The following is a 17,545-nucleotide window of genomic DNA, read 5'->3' as shown; positions in this document are numbered from 1 at the left end:
CGTGCAGGTGCCGTGACTTCCGGCAGGGCCTGCACTGCCTGCCATGGATTGGCACCGTTGTCATGCAGCCCTGCAGCGTGCTTCGCAAGCCCCGGTTCCGGTAACCTTGCGCCTTTCGCTTTGCAGGAATGCCTTACAGGATGAGCCACGACGCAGTCGCCCCCATCGCCGGCCAGGGAAAGATGCCGCGCCAGATTCCGTACATCATCGGCAATGAGGCCTGCGAGCGGTTCAGTTTCTACGGGATGCGCAACATCCTGGTGCAGTTCCTGATCACCTCGCTGCTGCTGCAGGAAATCACTGCCGAAGGCCGTGCCGGTGAAGCCAAGGACATCATGCACAGCTTCATGATCGGCGTGTATTTCTTCCCGCTGCTCGGTGGCTGGCTGGCCGACCGGTTCTTCGGCAAGTACCACACCATCCTCTGGTTCAGCCTGGTCTACTGCGCCGGCCACCTGTGCCTGGCGCTGTTCGAGAACAGCCGCGAGGGCTTCTTCCTCGGCCTGGGCCTGATCGCGCTCGGTGCCGGCGGCATCAAGCCGCTGGTGGCCTCGTTCATGGGCGACCAGTTCGACCAGAGCAACAAGCACCTGGCCAAGATCGTCTTCGACGCCTTCTACTGGATCATCAACTTCGGCTCGCTGTTCGCCTCGCTGCTGATCCCGCTGGTGCTGAAGAACTGGGGCCCGCAGTGGGCGTTCGGCATCCCGGGCATCCTGATGTTCATCGCTACCTTCGTGTTCTGGCTGGGCCGCAGGCGCTACGTGCTGGTGCCGCTGCCGCCGAAGGACCCGCATTCGTTCGCCAACGTGGTGCGTACCGCGCTGACCACGCGCGTGGCTGGCCAGGGCCGTCCGGGCCTGGTGATCGCCGTGCTTGGCCTGGCGCTGGCGGTGGCCTCGTTCGGCCTGGTCGGTTCGCTGGGCATCGTGATCTGCCTGTGCCTGGCGCTGGTGGCCATCCTTGCCGGCATCGGTGGCGGCACCTGGCTGCAGCTGGACCGCGCCCGTGGCCAGCATCCGGCCGAAGCCGTGGAAGGCGTGCGCTCGGTACTGCGCGTGCTGGTGATCTTCGCGCTGACCACGCCGTTCTTCTCGCTGTTCGACCAGAAGGCCTCGACCTGGGTCCTGCAGGGCCAGCAGATGCAGATGCCAAGCTGGTTCACCGCCTCGCAGATGCAGGCGCTGAACCCGCTGCTGGTGATGATCCTGATTCCGTTCAACAACCTGGTGCTGTATCCGGCCCTGCGCCGCTTCGGCTTCGAACCGACCGCGCTGCGCCGCATGACCGCCGGCATCGCCTTCAGTGGCCTGGCCTGGATCGTGGTGGGTGGCATCCAGGTGGTGATGGACGGCGGCAACGCCATGTCGATCTTCTGGCAGATGCTGCCGTACGCGCTGCTGACCTTCGGTGAGGTGCTGGTCTCGGCCACCGGCCTGGAGTTCGCCTACAGCCAGGCACCGCAGGCGATGAAGGGCGTGGTGATGAGCTTCTGGAACCTGACCACCACCATCGGCAACCTGTGGGTGCTGCTGTCCAACGCAGCGGTGCGCAACGACACGGTCACCCACCAGATCGCGGGCACGGGCCTGAGCGAAGCGGCGTTCCTGATGTTCTTCTTCGCCGGCTTCGCCTTCGTCGCGGCGTTGGCCTTCGGTTGGTACGCGAAACGCTATCGTATGGTCGACAACTACCGTACCGCCTGAGCCTGACATGACCCCCGTCAATCTGCTGTTGATCGCCATCACCGCCATCCTGTCGTGGATGGCGTTCAACAACCGCAAGCTGGCCGACCGCCTGATCCTGTGGCCGCCGGCCATCGACCGTCACCGGCAGTACGACCGGCTGGTGACCTATGGCTTCATCCACGCCGACTGGTCGCACCTGATCTTCAACATGATCACCCTGTTCTTCTTCGGGGGATTCATCGAGAGCGTGATGGTGCAGCTGACCGGCAGCTACCTGACCTACCCGGCGTTCTACATCGGCGCGCTGCTGGTCTCGATCCTGCCCAGCTACCTGAAGAACCAGAAGAACCCGAACTACCTCAGCCTCGGGGCGTCCGGGGCGGTATCGGCGGTGCTGTTCGCCTTCATCCTGATCAAGCCGTGGTCGATCATCCTGGTGTTCTTCATCCCGGCACCGGCGATCATCTATGCCGCGTTCTACGTCGGCTACAGCATCTGGATGGACAGGCGCGGTGGCGACCGCATCAACCACAGCGCGCACCTGGCAGGTGCGGCGTTTGGCGTGATCTTCATGCTGGCCATGCAGCCGAGCATCTTCACCCACTTCCTGCGCGAACTCTCCAACCCGACCTTCCGCCTCGGCGGCGGTTGATGCGGGTAGCGGGGCGGATCGGGTCCGATCCGCCCCGGCCGGGTCAGGCTGCGGTCTGCTGGCCGTAGGTATCCAGCAGGCGGGCGAACACTTCCTCGCCGATGCGCTGGAAATCCTGATCCTCGGTCTGCCCTTCCACCGCCAGTTGCAGCAGGCCCTCCAGCAGGGCGCGGTCGGTATCGGAATGGGAATTGCTGGCGTGCATGGGAGCCTCCACGGTGGTGCGCATGGTCAACGGTCGCAAGGGTCGTGCCAGCCTGGCCGTACCCCTCCATAGGCGATAGCGGCCGGCCCGCCTCCAGCTTGAGGGCGAAAACTGACGTGAATGGACTGGACTTGCCCCTGTTCAGGCTTCACGCGATCATGGCGCTCGGCTGCGCACCATCCACGCAGTCGCCGCAGGAGACAGTTCCATGGCTTCGGTCACGCCCCCCGGTCTGGCCTATGAGGTCGAGCACGACCTGGCCAACCACCGCTTCACCGCACGTGTGCGCGGACAGCTGGCGGTGCTCGATTACCAGATCAAGCGCAGGCGCATGGTCATCACCCATACCGAGGTGCCCGAGCCGATCGCCGGCCGTGGCATCGCCGGTGAGCTGACCCGCGTGGCACTGCGTTTCGCGCGCGAGCAGAAATACAAGGTGGTGCCGGCATGTTCCTACGCCGAAGCCTTCCTGCAGCGCCACGAGGAGTACCACGACCTGCTCGTTGGCTGAACGCCAGCGGGTCACGCTTCAGCCATGGCAGGCGATGATGTACAAACATGAACAGGGGATCCCGATGAAGATTGGAAACAACCGGCCATTGCACGGCAGCGTGTTGGCCGGCGTGGTGGGCGTGCTGTTGCTGGCCGGTTGCCAGCGTGAAAGCGAGCCGGCACCGGCGACCGACGCGGCGCCCGCCGCCGAGGCGACGGTCGCGGGCGAAACGCCGGCCACGGAAGCGCCGCTGGATCTGCGCGACGTGATCGAGAACAACGAGCGCGAAGTGGTGGGCATCAGCTACCCGGCCGGTATCGACCGTTATCCGGGCCTGGCCCGCGCGCTGCAGAGCTATGCCACGAGTGCGCGCAGCGACCTGCAGCAGGCGCTGGACGGGCTGGGCAACGACAAGCCGACCATGCCCTACGAGCTGTCGCTGAGCTTCGAGAAGCTGCTTGAAACCCCGCAGCTGGTGGTGGTCAGTGCCGACGGCAGCCGCTACACGGGTGGCGCCCACGGCGAACCGCTGGTGGCGCGCTTCGTGTGGCTGCCGCAGCAGCAGCAGATGCTCAGCGCCGAAAAGCTTGTGGCCGATGCCAAGGGCTGGAAGGCGATCAGCGATTTCGTCGCCGACCAGTTGCGCGAACGCGTGGCCACCCGCCTCAGTGGCGAGGACATGGACCCGGCCCAGCTGCAGGAATCGCTGCGCAACGCATCGCGCATGATCGCCGACGGAACCGGCCCGCAGGCCGACAATTTCAGCCAGTTCCAGCCACTGACCGACGACAAGGGGCAGATCACCGCGCTGCGCTTTGTTTTCCCGCCGTACCAGGTGGGTCCATACTCGGACGGCACCCAGACCGCCGATGTACCGGCAGCGGTGCTGTTGCCGCACGTGGCCAAGGACTACGTGGAGCTGTTCGCACGCGGTTGACCGCAGTCGAGGAGGTGGCGTGGATACAGGGTTGCAGGAGCGGGTCGCCGGCCTGCTCCACGAAGCCGGGGTCCGCATCGGCGGCACCCAGCCACAGGACATCCAGGTGCATGACCCGCGCTTTTTCGCGCGGGTCATGGGCCACGGCTCGCTCGGCCTGGGCGAGAGCTACATGGAGGGGTGGTGGGATGCCAATGTCCTGGATGAATTCCTCGTCCACCTGATGCAGGCGCACCTGGATGAACGGGTGCACGGCTGGCGCGAAGTGGCAGACGCGCTGAAGGCGCGCCTGTTCAACCTGCAGGCGGGGCAGGGCAGTTACGAAGTCGGTCGCCGCCATTACGACCTCGGCAATGATCTCTACCAGGCCATGCTCGGCCAGCGCCTGGTCTACAGCTGTGGCTATTGGCGCAACGCCGATGACCTTGATGCAGCGCAGGAGGCCAAGCTCGACCTGGTCTGCCGCAAGCTGGGCCTGCGCCCGGGCCAGCGCGTGCTGGACATTGGCTGCGGTTGGGGCGAAGCCCTGAAGTTCGCCGCCGAGCGCTACGGTGTCAGCGGCGTCGGCGTGACCATATCGCAGGAGCAGGCCGAGTTCGCGCGGCAGTTGTGCGCTGGCCTGCCGATCGAGATCCGCCTGCAGGATTACCGTGAACTGGACGAACCGTTCGATGCGATCTTCTCGATCGGCATGTTCGAGCACGTCGGTGACAAGAACTACGCCGGTTTCTTCGAAGTGGCCAAGCGCTGCCTGTCGCCACGTGGCCTGCTGCTGTTGCATACCATCGGCACCAACGTCTCACGGCATCGCACCGATCCATGGATTGCACGCTACATCTTCCCCAACTCGATGCTGCCGTCGGCGGTGCAGATCACCAAGGCGTTCGAAGGCCGTTTCGTGCTGGAGGACTGGCACAACTTCGGCACCGACTACGACCTGACCCTGCAGGCATGGCGGCGCAACGTGGAAGCAGCGTGGCCGCGGCTGGATGCGCACTACGACGAGCACTTCCGGCGCATGTGGCGCTTCTACCTGGCCGGGTCGATGGCCACCTTCCGCTGCCGGCACGCGCAGCTGTGGCAGCTGGTGCTGTCGCCGGAAGGCGTGCCGGGTGGGTACGTGGCGCCGCGTTGATGGCGTGGCTGGGGTCGGATCCCTTTCCGTCGGAAAGGGATCCGACCCCGGGGTCAGATCCCTTTTCGCAGAAGAGGGCTCTGACCCCGACCACAACAAAAAACCGCCCGGTCTCCCGGGCGGTTTTCGTTTCAGGCGACAGCGCTGGCGATCAGTTGCCGGCGCCGGTCAGGCCACGCTTTTCCAGCAGCGGTTCGATCTGCGGCTCGTGGCCGGCGAAATCGCGGAACAGCTGCATCGCGTCGACGCTGCCGCCCTTGGACAGCAGGGTGGCGCGGAAGTGGTCGCCGTTCTTGCGGCTCAGGCCGCCGTTGTCCTTGAACCACTTCTGGGTGTTGGCGTCGAGCACTTCCGACCAGATGTAGGCGTAGTAGCCGGCCGAGTAGCCGCCCATGATGTGGCTGAAGTACGGGGTCTTGTAGCGCGGCGGAACCGGCGCGTAGTAGATGCCGTCCTTCTCCAGCGCGGCGCGCTCGAAGGCCATCACGTCCTTGGCCGCCGGCACTTGGTCCGGGCCGATCTGGTGCCAGTTCTGGTCCAGCATCGCCGCCCCCAGGTATTCGGTGGTGGCAAAGCCCTGGTTGAACTTCGATGCGGCAATCACCTTGTCCAGCAGGGCCTGCGGCATCGCCGAACCATTCTGGTAGTGCTTGGCGTAGTTCTTCAGGATGACCGGGTTGTCGGCCCACATCTCGTTGACCTGCGAGGGGAACTCGACGAAGTCGCGCGGCACCGAGGTGCCCGAGAAGTAAGGGTACTTCACGTTGGAGAACATGCCGTGCAGGGCGTGGCCGAACTCGTGGAAGGTGGTGTTCACCTCATCCCAGGTCAGCAGGGTCGGCTGGCCGGCCGGCGGCTTCGGGATGTTCAGGTGATTGGCGACCACCGGCTTGAAGCCGGTCAGCTTGGACTGCGAGACGTAGGAGTTCATCCACGCACCGCCACGCTTGGAGGCGCGTGCATACGGATCGAAGATGAAGATCGCCAGCTGGCTGCCATCGGCGTCGAACACGTCGTAGACGGTGACGTCATCGTGGTAGACCGGCAGGTCGGTGCGCTGCTTGAAGGTCAGGCCGAATTCCTGGCCGGCGGCGTAGAAGACGCCGTTCTCCAGCACGTTCTTCAGTTCGAAGTATGGCTTCAGCTGCGACTCGTCGAAGTTGTACTTGGCCTGGCGCACCTTCTCGCTGTAGAAGGCCCAGTCCCACGGTTCCAGCTGGAAGGTCGGCTTGCGCGCGGCCTTCTGCTCCTTGTCGATCATCGCCTGCAGGTCGGCGGCTTCGCGCTTGGCATTGGCCACCGCGGCCGGAGCCAGCTTGCCCAGCATCGCGTTGACCGCTTCGGGGGTCTTGGCGGTCTGGTTGGTCAGGTTGTAGGCGGCGAAGTTCGGGAAGCCCATCAGCTTGGCCTTGTCGGCACGCAGCTGCATGATGCGCGAGACCAGCGCGGTGTTGTCGAACTCACCGCCGCGGCTGCCGCGGGTGGTCGAGGCTTCGTAGATCTTCTGGCGCAGGGCGCGGTTGGCCAGGTTGGTCAGCGGCGGCTGGCCGGTGGTGTTGAGCAGGGTGATCACGTACTTGCCTTCCAGGCCACGCGCCTTGGCGGCTTCGGCGGCGGCGGCGATCTGCTCCTTGGACAGGCCAGCCAGCTCCTTGACGTCGTCGACAGTGATTGCCGAAGCGTTCACTTCCGACTGCACGTTCTGGCTGAACTTGGTGCCCAGATTGGCCAGTTCGGCATTCATGTCCTTCAGCGTGGCCTTGTCGGCCTCGGACAGCTTGGCGCCGGCGCGCACGTAATTGTCGTAGTACTTCTCGACCAGGCGCACGCCTTCGGCGTCCAGGCCCAGCTGGCTGCGGGTGTCGTACAGCGCCTGGATGCGGGCGAACAGCTTGCCGTTCAGCGCGATCGCATCGCTGTGCGCGGCAAACTTCGCCGAGTAGTCGGCCTGCAGCTTCTTGCGGGTGTCGTTGGTATCGGCGCCGACCAGGCTGAAGAACACGGTGGTCGCACGGTCGAGGATGTCACCGCTCTTTTCCAGCGCGATGATGGTGTTGTCGAAGGTCGGCTTGGCCTTGTTGTTGGCGATCGCCTCCACTTCCTTCAGCTGCTGCGCCATGCCGGCGTCGAAGGCCGGGGCGAAGTCGCTGTCCTTGATCTTGTCGAACTGCGGGAAGTGCAGCGGCAGCGGGCTTTCGGCGAAGAACGGGTTGGCCTGCTGGGCATTGGTGCTGGCAGCCGGGGTGGCGGCGCCGGCCGAGAAGGCGGGCAGGGCAAGGCCGAGGGACATGGCCACGGCAAGGGCAAGTCGAGTGGTCAAGGTAGAAGCTCCGGTAAGGCAAACAAGGTCCCGAGGGTAACCCGGCCGGCGGCGACTGCACTTGTGTCAAAAGGCATGTTGCCGGGGCCGGGCGCGGGTACCATGCATTCACCGCCCACGGCCCGCTGCCATGACCACTGCCTACGATTTCAGCTTCCGTGACCTCGACGGCCAGCCGCAGGCGCTGGCCCGGTACCAGGGCCACCCGTTGCTGCTGGTGAACGTCGCCAGCCGCTGTGGCTTCACCCCGCAGTACACCGGGCTGGAGCAGCTGTGGCAGGACTACCGCGAGCGCGGCCTGGTGGTGATCGGCTTCCCGTGCAACCAGTTTGGCGCGCAGGAGCCCGGTGATGCCGCGCAGATCCGCCAGTTCTGTTCGCTGGACTATCCGGTCAGCTTCCCGCTGTCGGAAAAGATCGAGGTCAACGGCGAGGGGGCCGACCCGCTCTGGAGGTGGCTCGCGCGGGAGAAGCGCGGCGTGCTCGGCAGTGCCCGCATCAAGTGGAATTTCAGCAAGTTCCTGGTCGATCGCCAGGGGCGGGTGGTGTCGCGGCATGCGCCCACCACCCGGCCGGAGCAGCTGCGCGGCGAGATCGAAGCGCTGCTGTGAGGTCGTGCCGGCCGCTGGCCGGCAACCCCGTGGGCCAGGAAGAGCCGGCCAGCGGCCGGCACCACCGTTGCAGCATCATTTCTCGACGAACGCGCGCTCGAACACGTAGTGGCCCGGCTGGCCGATGCGCGGCGAAACCTGGAAACCACGGGCATCGAGCACAGCACGCAGGTCGGCCAGCATCTGCGGGCTGCCGCAGATCATCGCGCGGTCGTTTTCCGGGCTCAGCTCCGGCAGGCCGAGGGTGCGCTGCATCTGGCCGCTTTCCATCAGCGAGGTCAGGCGGCCCTGGTTGGCGAACGGCTCGCGGGTGACGGCCGGGTAGTACAGCAGCTTGTCGCCGATCATCTCGCCCAGGAACTCGTGCTCACGCAGCTCCCTCTCGAAGTAATCGCGGTAGGCCAGATCCTTTTCGTAGCGCACGCCGTGGCAGAGGATCACCTTCTCGAAGCGCTCGTAGGTCTCCGGGTCCTTGATGACCGACAGCCACGGCGCCATGCCGGTACCCGTGCCCAGCAGGTACAGGTTCTTGCCCGGGTGCAGGTCGCTGATCAGCAGGGTGCCGGTGGGCTTCTTGCCGACCAGCACCTTGTCGCCCGGCTTGATGTGCTGCAGGCGCGAGGTCAGCGGGCCGTCCTGCACCTTGATGCTGAAGAACTCCAGATGCTCTTCCCAGTTGGCGCTGGCGATGGAGTACGCACGCAGCAGCGGCCGTGCCTCGGTTTCCAGGCCGATCATCACGAACTGGCCGTTCTCGAAGCGGAAGCCGCTGTCGCGGGTGGTGGTGAAACTGAAGTAGGCGTCGGTCCAGTGACGGACCTCAAGCACCGTTTCGGCGCCAAAAGCGGAGGACATGGGCGTATCTGTCAAAAGTCGTCGGGGGAATTCTATCTCAAATGAGACGGGTTCTCATTGGGCGGAACGAGAGGCGTTCTCAGCGGTAACCCGCCGCCTGCAGCTCGAACAGCTCGGCATAGCGGCCGCCCTGTGCCATCAGCTGGGCGTGGGTGCCACTGGCCTCGATCCGGCCATCGGCCAGCACCAGGATGCGATCGGCCATGCGGACCGAGGAAAAACGGTGGGAAATCAATACGGCGGTGCGATTATCCGCCAGTTCCCTGAACCGCTGGAACACCTCGAACTCACTGCGCGCATCCAGTGCTGCCGTTGGCTCATCCAGGATCATCACCTGCGCATTGCGCATCCATGCGCGGGCAATGGCGATCTTCTGCCACTGGCCACCGGACAGGTCCACGCCCTGCTTGAAACGGCGGCCGATCAGCTGGTCGTAGCCACCGGGCAGCTCCTCGATCACTTCCTCGGCCATGCCGCGGCGCGCGGCGTCGGCGATGCGCGCCCGGTCGTCCATGGCCTCGACCTGGCCGACGCCGATGTTCTCGCCGGCGCTGAGGTTGTAGCGCACGAAGTCCTGGAAGATCACCCCGAGGTTGGCGCGCAGGTCGTCCAGGTCGTAGTCGCGCAGGTCGCGGCCATCGAGCAGGATGCGGCCCTCGTCCGGCTCGTACAGCCGTGCCAGCAGTTTCACCAGCGTGGTCTTGCCCGCGCCGTTCTCGCCGACCAGGGCCAGCACTTCGCCGGCCTGCAGCTGGAAATCGAGGTGGCGCACCGCCCACTGTTCGGCATCGGGATAGCGGAAGCCGACGTTCTCGAACACGAAGCCCTGGCGGATCGGCTGCGGCACGCGTATGGCGCCTTCGCGCGAGTGGATTTCCGGCTCGATCTGGAAGAACGAGAACAGGTCGTCCAGGTACAGCGCCTGGCTGGCCACCTGCGAGAAGCCGATCAGCAGGCCTTCCAGCAGCTGGCGCAGGCGCAGGAAGCTGCCGGCAAGGAAGGTCAGGTCGCCGATCGAGAAATCGCCGCGCACCGTGCGCCAGGCGATGTAGGCGTAGGCGGTGTAATAGCCCAGCGTACCCAGCGCAGCCAGCAGCGTGCCCCAGAACGCCCGGCGCCGTGCCAGGGCACGGTTGGCCTGGAACAGCGCCACCGACAGGCGCCGATAGCGCTCGACCAGGAAGCGGTGCAGGTTGTAGATCTTCACTTCCTTGGCCGTTTCCACGCTGGCACCGAGCTGGCGCAGGTAGTCGAGCTGGCGGCGCTCGGGCGTCCATTGGAAGTTGAGGCTGTAACCGGCCGCGTTGAAGTGCGATTCGCCGATGAAGGCCGGCACCAGTGCCAGCGCAAGCAGCAGGATCAGCCACGGCGCGTAGACCAGCAGGCCGACGGCGAGGCTGGCCACGGTGATCGCGTCCTGCACCTGGCCGAACAGCTGGCTCATCAGGTTCATCCGGCCCATGGTCTGGCGCCTCGCGCGGTCCAGCTTGTCCTGCAGGTCCGGGTCCTCGAAGTCCTCCAGATCCAGCGTCGCCGCGTGTTCCATCAGCCGGATGCTGGTGACGTTGGCGAACAGTTCCGACAGCAGCGCGTCGGCATAGCTGACCAGCCGGCCGAGCAGGTCCGAGGCGATGGCCAGGCCGAATTCCAGCGCCAGCAGGCCCAGCAGCGGATTGAGCATGCCGCTGGACAGCGCCTCGCCCAGCGGCGGGAAACCGGCGTCGTGCTGGCTCAGGTGCAGGGCGCTGTCGATGATCAGCTTGCCGACGTACAGCATCGCCACCGGCAGCAGCGCACGGATCAGGCGCAGCCCCAGGCTGGCCAGGGTGAGCGCGGGGCTGGTCTGCCAGACCATGCGCAGGAACGGCGGCAGGTTGCGCATCGCCTTGAAGCGCTGGCGCAGGCTGGGTTTCTTCGCGGCGGCAGCCCCAACGGGGGGGATGGCAGGCATGCGCGTATTGTGCGCGCGTGATACGTGCAGGGGGAGTCAGTGCAGCTGTGTTGCCGGCACCGGGGTCAGATCCCTTTGCGCGGCAAAGGGCTCTGACCCCAGCGACCACAGCGGGTCAGATCCCTTCGCGAAGCGAAGGGATCTGACCCTCCTGCATCCACGCATTGCGTGGATCTACCGTGTCGACCAAGGTCGACACCTACCGGCATCACCGGTGAACTGTCGAAGGCGGGGTGGGTCAGGCCGGCAGCGGCGGCAGCAACCCCGCACCGAGGCGGTTCCAGGCATTGATCACCGCGATGCCCATGCTCAGGTCACTGATGCCCTTCTCATCGAAGTGCGGTGCCAGGGCATCGAACGCGGCCTGCGACGGCGCGCCGTCGGTCAGCCGGGTCAGCGCCTCGGCCCAGCCCAGTGCCGCGCGCTCGCGTGCATCGAAGAAGCGGCTTTCGTGCCAGGCGGGCAGGGTGTCCAGCTTGCGCGGCTCGATGCCGCCCTTGCGCAGCGCGGTGCCGTGCATGTCCATGCAGTAGCCGCAGCCGTTGAGCTGCGACACGCGCAGGAACACCAGTTCCATCAGGGTCGGATCGATCGAGCTGTCATGCACGGCCTGGCTGGTGGCCAGCAGGCCCTTGAAGGCCTCGGCGGCCAGGCGGGTGTAGGGGACGCGGGGAGAGGCGTGGTCGGACATTTTCGGCTCCACGGCGGCCACGGTGGCCGCCTTTCACTACCAGGACGCCGTACCGTCATCGCGCGTGACAACACCCGGCAGCTTTTCCGGATTCAACACGCTGTACACGTTGGCGATGCAGCCATCGACCACTTCGATGGTGGTGACCGAATGCAGGCGCTCACCCTGGAAGCGCAGGATCGCCGGCTCGCCGTTGACGTAGCCCAGCTGGGCGGGATGCACCGCGCCGCGGCGGGCGATGGCCCAGAACAGGCGGCCGATGCGTTCGGCGCCCAGCAGCGGCCGCACCGCCGCAGTGACCACGCCACCGCCGTCGGAAACCAGTACCGCGTTGGCGTGCAGCAGGGCCTGGATCGCGTCGCTGTCGCCGCGCTGCGAGGCCTCCATGAAGCGCGCCAGCAGCTGCCGGTGCTGGCTGGCATCGGCATTGAAGCGCGGTCGTCCGGCCTGCAGGCGTTGCCGGGCACGGTGCACCAGCTGCCGGCAGTTGGCCTCGCTGTGGCCGATCAGCTCGGCGATCTCACGGTAGTCGTGGTCGAACGCCTCCTTCAGCAGGAAGGCGGCGCGTTCCTCCGGGCCGAGCTGTTCGAGCAGGGTCAGGAAAGCGACCGAGACGTCGTCGGCCAGCGCATGCAGCTGGGCCGGACCGGGCGCCGGGTCCGGCTCCAGGGTGACCGCCAGCGGTTCGGCCAGCCATGGGCCGACGTAGTGGACGCGCTCGCGCTTGGCCGCACGCAGCCGGTCCAGGCCGAGCCGGGTGGTGGTGGTGACCAGCCAGGCCTCGGCATCGCGGACGGCCGCAGGATCGGCGCCGGACCAGCGCAGCCAGGCGTCCTGGACCACGTCTTCGGCGTCGGTGCGGCTGCCGAGCAGGCGGTAGGCCAGCGCCATCAGGCGCGGGCGGTGGGTCTGGAAAGCGGTTTCGGCGTTCATGTGGGCAAGGACGCCGCAGTGGCGCGTGGCGTGACAGAGCGTCGGGGGAATCTTGCCGGCCAGCGGCCGGCACTACCACCCCGGGGCCGGGGGAGGGGGTAAAATGGGTGGATTACCCCCGCCAGCCTCGAGCAAGCGAGCAAGACGTGACATCGATCAAGCAGGAAGACCTCATCCAGTCCATCGCCGACGCGCTGCAGTACATCTCGTACTACCACCCGGTCGACTACATCAAGAACCTTGCCGCCGCCTACGAGCGCGAGGAGTCGCCGGCCGCGAAGGAAGCGATGGCGCAGATCCTGATCAATTCGCGCATGTGCGCCGAGGGCCACCGCCCGATCTGCCAGGACACCGGCATCGTCACCGTGTTCCTGGAAATCGGCATGGACGTGCGTTGGGATGACGCCACCATGGGCGTGGAAGACATGGCCAATGAAGGCGTGCGCCGCGCCTACATGCACCCGGACAACAAGCTGCGCGCCTCGGTGCTGGCCGATCCGGCAGGCAAGCGCATCAACACCAGGGACAACACCCCGGGCGTGGTCAACGTCAAGGTGGTGCCGGGCAACAAAGTCGACGTGATCGTCGCCGCCAAGGGCGGTGGTTCGGAAGCGAAGACCAAGTTCGCCATGCTCAATCCGTCCGACTCGATTGTCGACTGGGTGCTGAAGACCGTGCCGACCATGGGCGCCGGCTGGTGCCCGCCGGGCATGCTGGGCATCGGCATCGGTGGCACCGCCGAGAAGGCGATGCTGCTGGCCAAGGAAGCGCTGATGGAGCCGATCGACATCACCGAGCTGCAGGCCCGTGGTGCGTCCAACCGCATCGAGGAGCTGCGCCTGGAGCTGTACGAGAAGGTCAACGCGCTGGGCATCGGTGCGCAGGGCCTGGGTGGCCTGACCACCGTGCTCGACATCAAGATCAACGACTACCCGACCCACGCGGCCAACCTGCCGGTGGCGATGATCCCGAACTGCGCGGCCACCCGCCATGCGCACTTCACCCTGGATGGCAGCGGCCCGGTGATGCTGGACCCGCCGTCGCTGGAAGACTGGCCGAAGCTGACCTACGACGCATCCAAGGGCACCCGGGTGGACCTGGATACGATTACCCCGGAAGACGTGGCCAGCTGGAAGCCGGGCCAGACCCTGCTGCTCAACGGCAAGCTGCTCACCGGCCGCGACGCCGCGCACAAGCGCATGGTCGACATGCTCAACAAGGGCGAGCAGCTGCCGGTCGATCTGAAGGGCCGCTTCATCTACTACGTCGGCCCGGTCGATCCGGTGCGTGACGAAGTGGTGGGCCCGGCCGGCCCGACCACGGCGACCCGCATGGACAAGTTCACCGAGCAGGTGCTGGCACAGACCGGCCTGCTGGGCATGGTCGGCAAGGCCGAGCGCGGCCCGGCCGCGATCGAGGCGATCAAGAAGCACAAGTCGGCCTACCTGATGGCCGTCGGTGGCTCGGCCTACCTGGTGTCCAAGGCGATCAAGGCGGCCAAGGTGGTCGGTTTCGCTGACCTGGGCATGGAGGCGATCTACGAGTTCACCGTGCAGGACATGCCAGTGACCGTGGCCGTCGACTCCGCCGGCGAATCGGTGCACAAGACCGGCCCGCGCGAGTGGCAGGCCCGCATCGGCAAGATTCCGGTGGTGGTGGAGTAATTCCCGCACGCTTCGGTCCGGACAACGGCGCCCCTGTGGCGCCGTTGCTGTATCTGGAGGCAGGATTAACACGCCTGTAGCCCTGGCTCTGCTACGGTCGGCACACCCTCGCACAGGACGTGTCCATGGCCCTGCATCGCTTCATCGTGGCCGGCGTGCTGCTGGCCCTGGCCGGCTGCAGCACCCCGGCGTCGTACGAAGGCGCGGATTTCCCTGCATCGGCGCAATGCCGCATGCAGTGCCAGGCCGGCTATCGCAGCTGCATGGCGCAGAATGACTCTCTCGGCAGCCGCCAGAGCAATTGCGAGCAGCGGATGGTGCCGGCGCCGGACAAGCGCTGCAAGGACGTGGACAACCCGGACCTGCGCCGTGCCTGCGAACTGAAGACGCATGACTGCACGCTGCGCGCGCCGATGATGTCCTGTGGCGAGCGCCGCGATACCTGCATGAGCAGCTGCGGCTGAGCGACGGCTCCCGCACGGGCGCATAATCGGCCGGCCCACCTGCACAGGATCCGCCGCATGAGCACCACGCTGTATGGTTCGACAAGCACCGCCGCGCTGGTGGTGCACTGGCTGCTGATCGAGCTCGGCATCGAGCACGAGTTGGTGCTGCTGGATTTCGACGCGCGCGAGCACAAGTCGGCGGAGTACCTGGCACTGAATCCGGCCGGCGTGGTGCCGACGCTGCTGATCGATGGCCTGGTACTGACTGAAGCGGCGGCGATCGCCCTGTACCTGGCCGACCGCCATCCGGACGCCGGTTTGTTGCCGGCACTGGGCACGCCGCAGCGCGCCGATGCCTACCGCTGGATGTTCTGGTGTGCCAATACGTTGCAGCCGGCCTATCGCGCCTGGTTCTATCCGCACGAGGTGGCGGGCGAGGCAAACGTGGAGGCCAGTCGCGAGATGGCGCGACAGCGCCTGGAAGCGGCCTGGCAGCATGTGGCCACGCACCTGCTGGCGCATGGGCCCTACCTGCTGGGCGCCACGCCCTGCGTGGTCGACTACATGCTGGTGATGCTGATGCGCTGGTCGCGCAACATGCCCAGGCCCAGTGACACCTGGCCGTCGCTCAAGGCACATGCCACCTCGATGAAGGCGCGCCCGGCGTTCGCCGAGGCCTACCGCCGCGAAGGCATCACCGACTGGCGGTAACCAGAAAAGGGGACGGAGGGGATTAAGTCGTTTGTGCACAAACGACATAATCCCCTCCGTCCCCTTTTCCGTTACAGGATCTCCAGCACCGTTTCCGGCGGGCGGCACAGCCGTGTGCCCTTGGGCGTGCGCACCACGGGGCGGTTGATCAGGCGCGGGTGTTCGGCCATCGCAGCCAGCAGGGTGGCATCGTCGGCATCTTCCAGCCCGAGTGCGGCGAACTGGGTCTCCTTGCTGCGCACCAGGTCGCGCGCGCTCAGGGCCGACTCGGCCAGCACCTGGCGCAGCGTGGCCGCGTCGGGTGGGGTGCCCAGGTACTCGATCACCACCGGGTCGAAGCCCGCATCGCGGATCAGCTTCAGTGCGCCGCGCGAGTTGCTGCAGGCCGGGTTGTGCCAGATCGTCACGTCCATCAGAACCACTCCAGCAGCGACACGCCCACGCCCACATAGGTGGCCTTGTGGTTGTAGTCGATCATGCTCTCGCCATAGCCGTCGAAGATCTGCACATGGCCACGCAGCAGATTGCTGATCGGAAAGCCGTAATCCAGCTGCAGTGCACCGTGGGAGCGGCTGCCGGTGCGCAGCGAATGACGCGCCATCAGCGCGACCTCATGCCCGTTGCGGTTCCAGATCAGGGTCGCGTCACCCCGGCCCATGTAATCCTCGATGTCCGGATTATTGTCTTCGCTGCGGCTTTCCGGGATGCGGTACCACGGGCGCAGCACCAGCGCCCAGTTCTCGCGATCCAGGCCGATGTTGAGCATGACCCGGTTCCAGCTGCGCGAGAGCGGATCGGCCCGTCCGTTGGACTGGTGGTTGAGGCTGATACCGGTCATGCGCCCGCGCCAGCCACCGATCGAGTAGCCGTTGCGGAACACCATCATCACTTCGGGTTCGTAGTTGGTTTCGCGGAACGGGCGCGAATCCTCGCTGTTGTAGGCCTGCCAGCGCGAACTCTGGGTGTAGCCAGCCCAGATGTCGCCGTTGTCGCCGAACAGGTTCTCTGCGATCTTGGTCTTGAAGCTGATCTGGAACTTCAGCTCGGCACTGTCGAGTACCTGCGGGGTCGTCACGCTGTTGGCCGGGTTCGGCGAATGCGGCGTGGTGTTGCGGTCGCTGGTCCAGAACGCCGGCAGCAGGTACACCGGCTTGTAGGCACGCAGCTGGAAGGGCCCCAGCTTGGAGTCCTCGGCCAGCTCCCAGCGGCTGTCCAGCAGCGAACCGCGGCCAGCATTGGCCAGCGCGCTGTCCGGTGCCGCCGGACGGAACAGGTCGCTGACCCGCTCGCGCAGCTTTTCCTCGCCCTGGCTCACGCGCGCGGTCTGTCGTTCCTCGCGGCGCGCCTGCGCAGCCGATTCGGCGGCGGCATCGGCGGCGGCGGTGGCCTCCGGGGTATGCCCGAAGAGGCGGTCATAGCAGGCCAGGCGGGCCGCGTCGGTGGTGATCGCCGCGCAGGCGGCCGGCGAGGTGTCGGCGCTGGGCGCGAACTCCTGCGCAGCCAACGGTGCACTGGCCAGGGCAAGCGCCAGCGGCGCCAGACGGGGAAGCAGCGTGGGGAGGGTCATTGCAGCAGGCCCTTCGATGGATACGGGAATCGCACAGTGTGGCGGCTGCACCGGATCGCGGCCAGCCCCACCGTTTATGCACGGCCACGGCGTGCGCGTGGCGTGAAGGCTAGGTGGCTCAGAAGAACCAGGCGAACGCGAACAGGCCCAGCATCGCGATCACCACCGCCAGTTTCAGTGCCAGGCCGAGCAGGATGCCGAGCCAGGTCGCCAGGCCCACCTTGGTCGAGCGGCCGAGTTCGCGGGTGTGCCAGTACTCGCCGAGCAGGGCGCCGAGCAGCGGTCCGGCAAACAGGCCGATGGGCATGAAGAACAGGCCGACGATGCTGCCGACGAAGGTGCCCCACAGGGCCTTGCGGCTGGCGCCGACGCGCTGCGCGCCAACTACGGTGGCGAGCACGTCCACCAACAGTGAAAGCAGGGTCAGCACGCCCAGCGCGACCAGGGTGGGCCAGCCGACGTGGGCGAAGCCGTCGGCCCAGGCCGCCAGCAGCAGCCCGATGAACACCAGCGGGATGCCCGGGAGGGCCGGCAGGATGATGCCGGCGATGCCGATCAGGACAAAAATGACCGCTAGCAGATATAAGATGAATGAGAGTCCCATGCTGTCCCGTATGGTGGCCGTTTTGGGGTTGACAGTGAAAGATTTTGCCAGTTGCTTTTTCGTTTTGGGCGGGTTAAGTTGCA

18 protein-coding genes are annotated in these 17,545 nt (G+C 66.2%); 9 read left to right on the top strand and 9 right to left on the bottom strand.

Annotation, left to right across the window (positions count from 1 at the left end):
- Positions 1-140 precede the first annotated feature (140 nt).
- Positions 141-1,706 (top strand): oligopeptide:H+ symporter, encoded by a 1,566-nt coding sequence (locus tag QP609_RS13880; RefSeq protein ID WP_134809087.1) that lies wholly within the window; start codon positions 141-143, stop codon positions 1,704-1,706.
- 7 nt (positions 1,707-1,713) lie between these two features.
- Positions 1,714-2,340: a rhomboid family intramembrane serine protease gene (locus QP609_RS13875; RefSeq protein WP_014647735.1), complete on the top strand. Its 627-nt coding sequence runs from the start codon at positions 1,714-1,716 to the stop codon at positions 2,338-2,340.
- Positions 2,341-2,383: 43 nt separating this feature from the next.
- Here QP609_RS13875 and QP609_RS13870 read toward each other — a convergent pair whose 3' ends face one another.
- On the bottom strand, positions 2,384-2,545 hold the full coding sequence (locus QP609_RS13870; RefSeq protein WP_014037806.1) for a hypothetical protein: 162 nt from the start codon (positions 2,543-2,545) through the stop codon (positions 2,384-2,386).
- 208 nt (positions 2,546-2,753) lie between these two features.
- On the opposite strand from QP609_RS13870, the gene QP609_RS13865 reads away from it, so the two are divergent.
- From QP609_RS13865 to cfa, 3 genes are read left to right on the top strand one after another with little or no spacing between them, the layout of a single operon-like run.
- The gene (locus tag QP609_RS13865; RefSeq protein WP_006455911.1) at positions 2,754-3,056 is read left to right on the top strand and encodes a GNAT family N-acetyltransferase; all 303 of its coding nucleotides are present in this window, start codon (positions 2,754-2,756) and stop codon (positions 3,054-3,056) included.
- Between the two features lie 37 nt (positions 3,057-3,093).
- On the top strand, positions 3,094-3,975 hold the full coding sequence (locus tag QP609_RS13860; RefSeq protein ID WP_197621050.1) for a DUF3298 and DUF4163 domain-containing protein: 882 nt from the start codon (positions 3,094-3,096) through the stop codon (positions 3,973-3,975).
- Positions 3,976-3,994: 19 nt separating this feature from the next.
- Positions 3,995-5,110: a cyclopropane fatty acyl phospholipid synthase gene (cfa, locus tag QP609_RS13855; RefSeq protein WP_126411165.1), complete on the top strand. Its 1,116-nt coding sequence runs from the start codon at positions 3,995-3,997 to the stop codon at positions 5,108-5,110.
- Between the two features lie 151 nt (positions 5,111-5,261).
- Here the strand turns inward: cfa and QP609_RS13850 are convergent, their stop codons facing one another.
- Positions 5,262-7,430 carry a M3 family metallopeptidase gene (locus QP609_RS13850; protein ID WP_014647732.1) on the bottom strand — a complete coding sequence of 723 codons (2,169 nt, stop codon included), beginning with the start codon at positions 7,428-7,430 and terminating at the stop codon, positions 5,262-5,264.
- 130 nt (positions 7,431-7,560) lie between these two features.
- On the opposite strand from QP609_RS13850, the gene QP609_RS13845 reads away from it, so the two are divergent.
- Positions 7,561-8,040, top strand: a complete 480-nt coding sequence (locus tag QP609_RS13845; RefSeq protein WP_014647731.1) for a glutathione peroxidase — start codon at positions 7,561-7,563, stop codon at positions 8,038-8,040.
- A 75-nt stretch (positions 8,041-8,115) separates the two neighbouring features.
- Here the strand turns inward: QP609_RS13845 and QP609_RS13840 are convergent, their stop codons facing one another.
- The 4 genes from QP609_RS13840 to QP609_RS13825 all read right to left on the bottom strand — a co-directional run bounded on the left by QP609_RS13840 (position 8,116) and on the right by QP609_RS13825 (position 12,470).
- On the bottom strand, positions 8,116-8,895 hold the full coding sequence (locus QP609_RS13840; RefSeq protein WP_014647730.1) for a ferredoxin--NADP reductase: 780 nt from the start codon (positions 8,893-8,895) through the stop codon (positions 8,116-8,118).
- 79 nt (positions 8,896-8,974) lie between these two features.
- Positions 8,975-10,846, bottom strand: coding sequence for an ABC transporter ATP-binding protein (locus QP609_RS13835; protein ID WP_075076679.1), 1,872 nt, complete (start codon positions 10,844-10,846; stop codon positions 8,975-8,977).
- 238 nt (positions 10,847-11,084) lie between these two features.
- Positions 11,085-11,537: a carboxymuconolactone decarboxylase family protein gene (locus QP609_RS13830; RefSeq protein WP_046431628.1), complete on the bottom strand. Its 453-nt coding sequence runs from the start codon at positions 11,535-11,537 to the stop codon at positions 11,085-11,087.
- Positions 11,538-11,573: 36 nt separating this feature from the next.
- Positions 11,574-12,470 carry an RNA polymerase sigma-70 factor gene (locus QP609_RS13825; protein ID WP_134809082.1) on the bottom strand — a complete coding sequence of 299 codons (897 nt, stop codon included), beginning with the start codon at positions 12,468-12,470 and terminating at the stop codon, positions 11,574-11,576.
- Between the two features lie 146 nt (positions 12,471-12,616).
- Between QP609_RS13825 and QP609_RS13820 the strand changes: the two genes are divergently transcribed.
- From QP609_RS13820 to QP609_RS13810, 3 genes are all read left to right on the top strand, one after another.
- Positions 12,617-14,134 carry a fumarate hydratase gene (locus tag QP609_RS13820; RefSeq protein ID WP_014647726.1) on the top strand — a complete coding sequence of 506 codons (1,518 nt, stop codon included), beginning with the start codon at positions 12,617-12,619 and terminating at the stop codon, positions 14,132-14,134.
- A gap of 125 nt (positions 14,135-14,259) precedes the next feature.
- Positions 14,260-14,598, top strand: coding sequence for a hypothetical protein (locus QP609_RS13815; RefSeq protein ID WP_046431623.1), 339 nt, complete (start codon positions 14,260-14,262; stop codon positions 14,596-14,598).
- A 57-nt stretch (positions 14,599-14,655) separates the two neighbouring features.
- A complete protein-coding gene (locus QP609_RS13810; protein WP_014647724.1) occupies positions 14,656-15,291 on the top strand; it encodes a glutathione S-transferase family protein in 636 nt (211 codons plus the stop codon).
- Positions 15,292-15,362: 71 nt separating this feature from the next.
- Here QP609_RS13810 and arsC read toward each other — a convergent pair whose 3' ends face one another.
- The 3 genes from arsC to QP609_RS13795 all read right to left on the bottom strand — a co-directional run bounded on the left by arsC (position 15,363) and on the right by QP609_RS13795 (position 17,462).
- The gene (gene arsC, locus QP609_RS13805) at positions 15,363-15,704 is read right to left on the bottom strand and encodes an arsenate reductase (glutaredoxin) (RefSeq protein WP_049406119.1); all 342 of its coding nucleotides are present in this window, start codon (positions 15,702-15,704) and stop codon (positions 15,363-15,365) included.
- Positions 15,704-16,858, bottom strand: coding sequence for a phospholipase A (locus tag QP609_RS13800; protein WP_197621481.1), 1,155 nt, complete (start codon positions 16,856-16,858; stop codon positions 15,704-15,706). Before QP609_RS13800 ends, arsC begins: the two co-directional genes overlap by 1 nt.
- 118 nt (positions 16,859-16,976) lie before the next feature.
- Positions 16,977-17,462 (bottom strand): DUF456 domain-containing protein, encoded by a 486-nt coding sequence (locus tag QP609_RS13795; RefSeq protein ID WP_014647721.1) that lies wholly within the window; start codon positions 17,460-17,462, stop codon positions 16,977-16,979.
- Positions 17,463-17,545 lie beyond the last annotated feature (83 nt).

It is taken from the genome of Stenotrophomonas sp. 8(2023), from assembly GCF_030345295.1.
GTDB lineage: Bacteria > Pseudomonadota > Gammaproteobacteria > Xanthomonadales > Xanthomonadaceae > Stenotrophomonas > Stenotrophomonas muris.
Note: the sequence above shows the minus strand (reverse complement) of the source record. Positions and strands in the feature narration are given on the sequence as shown.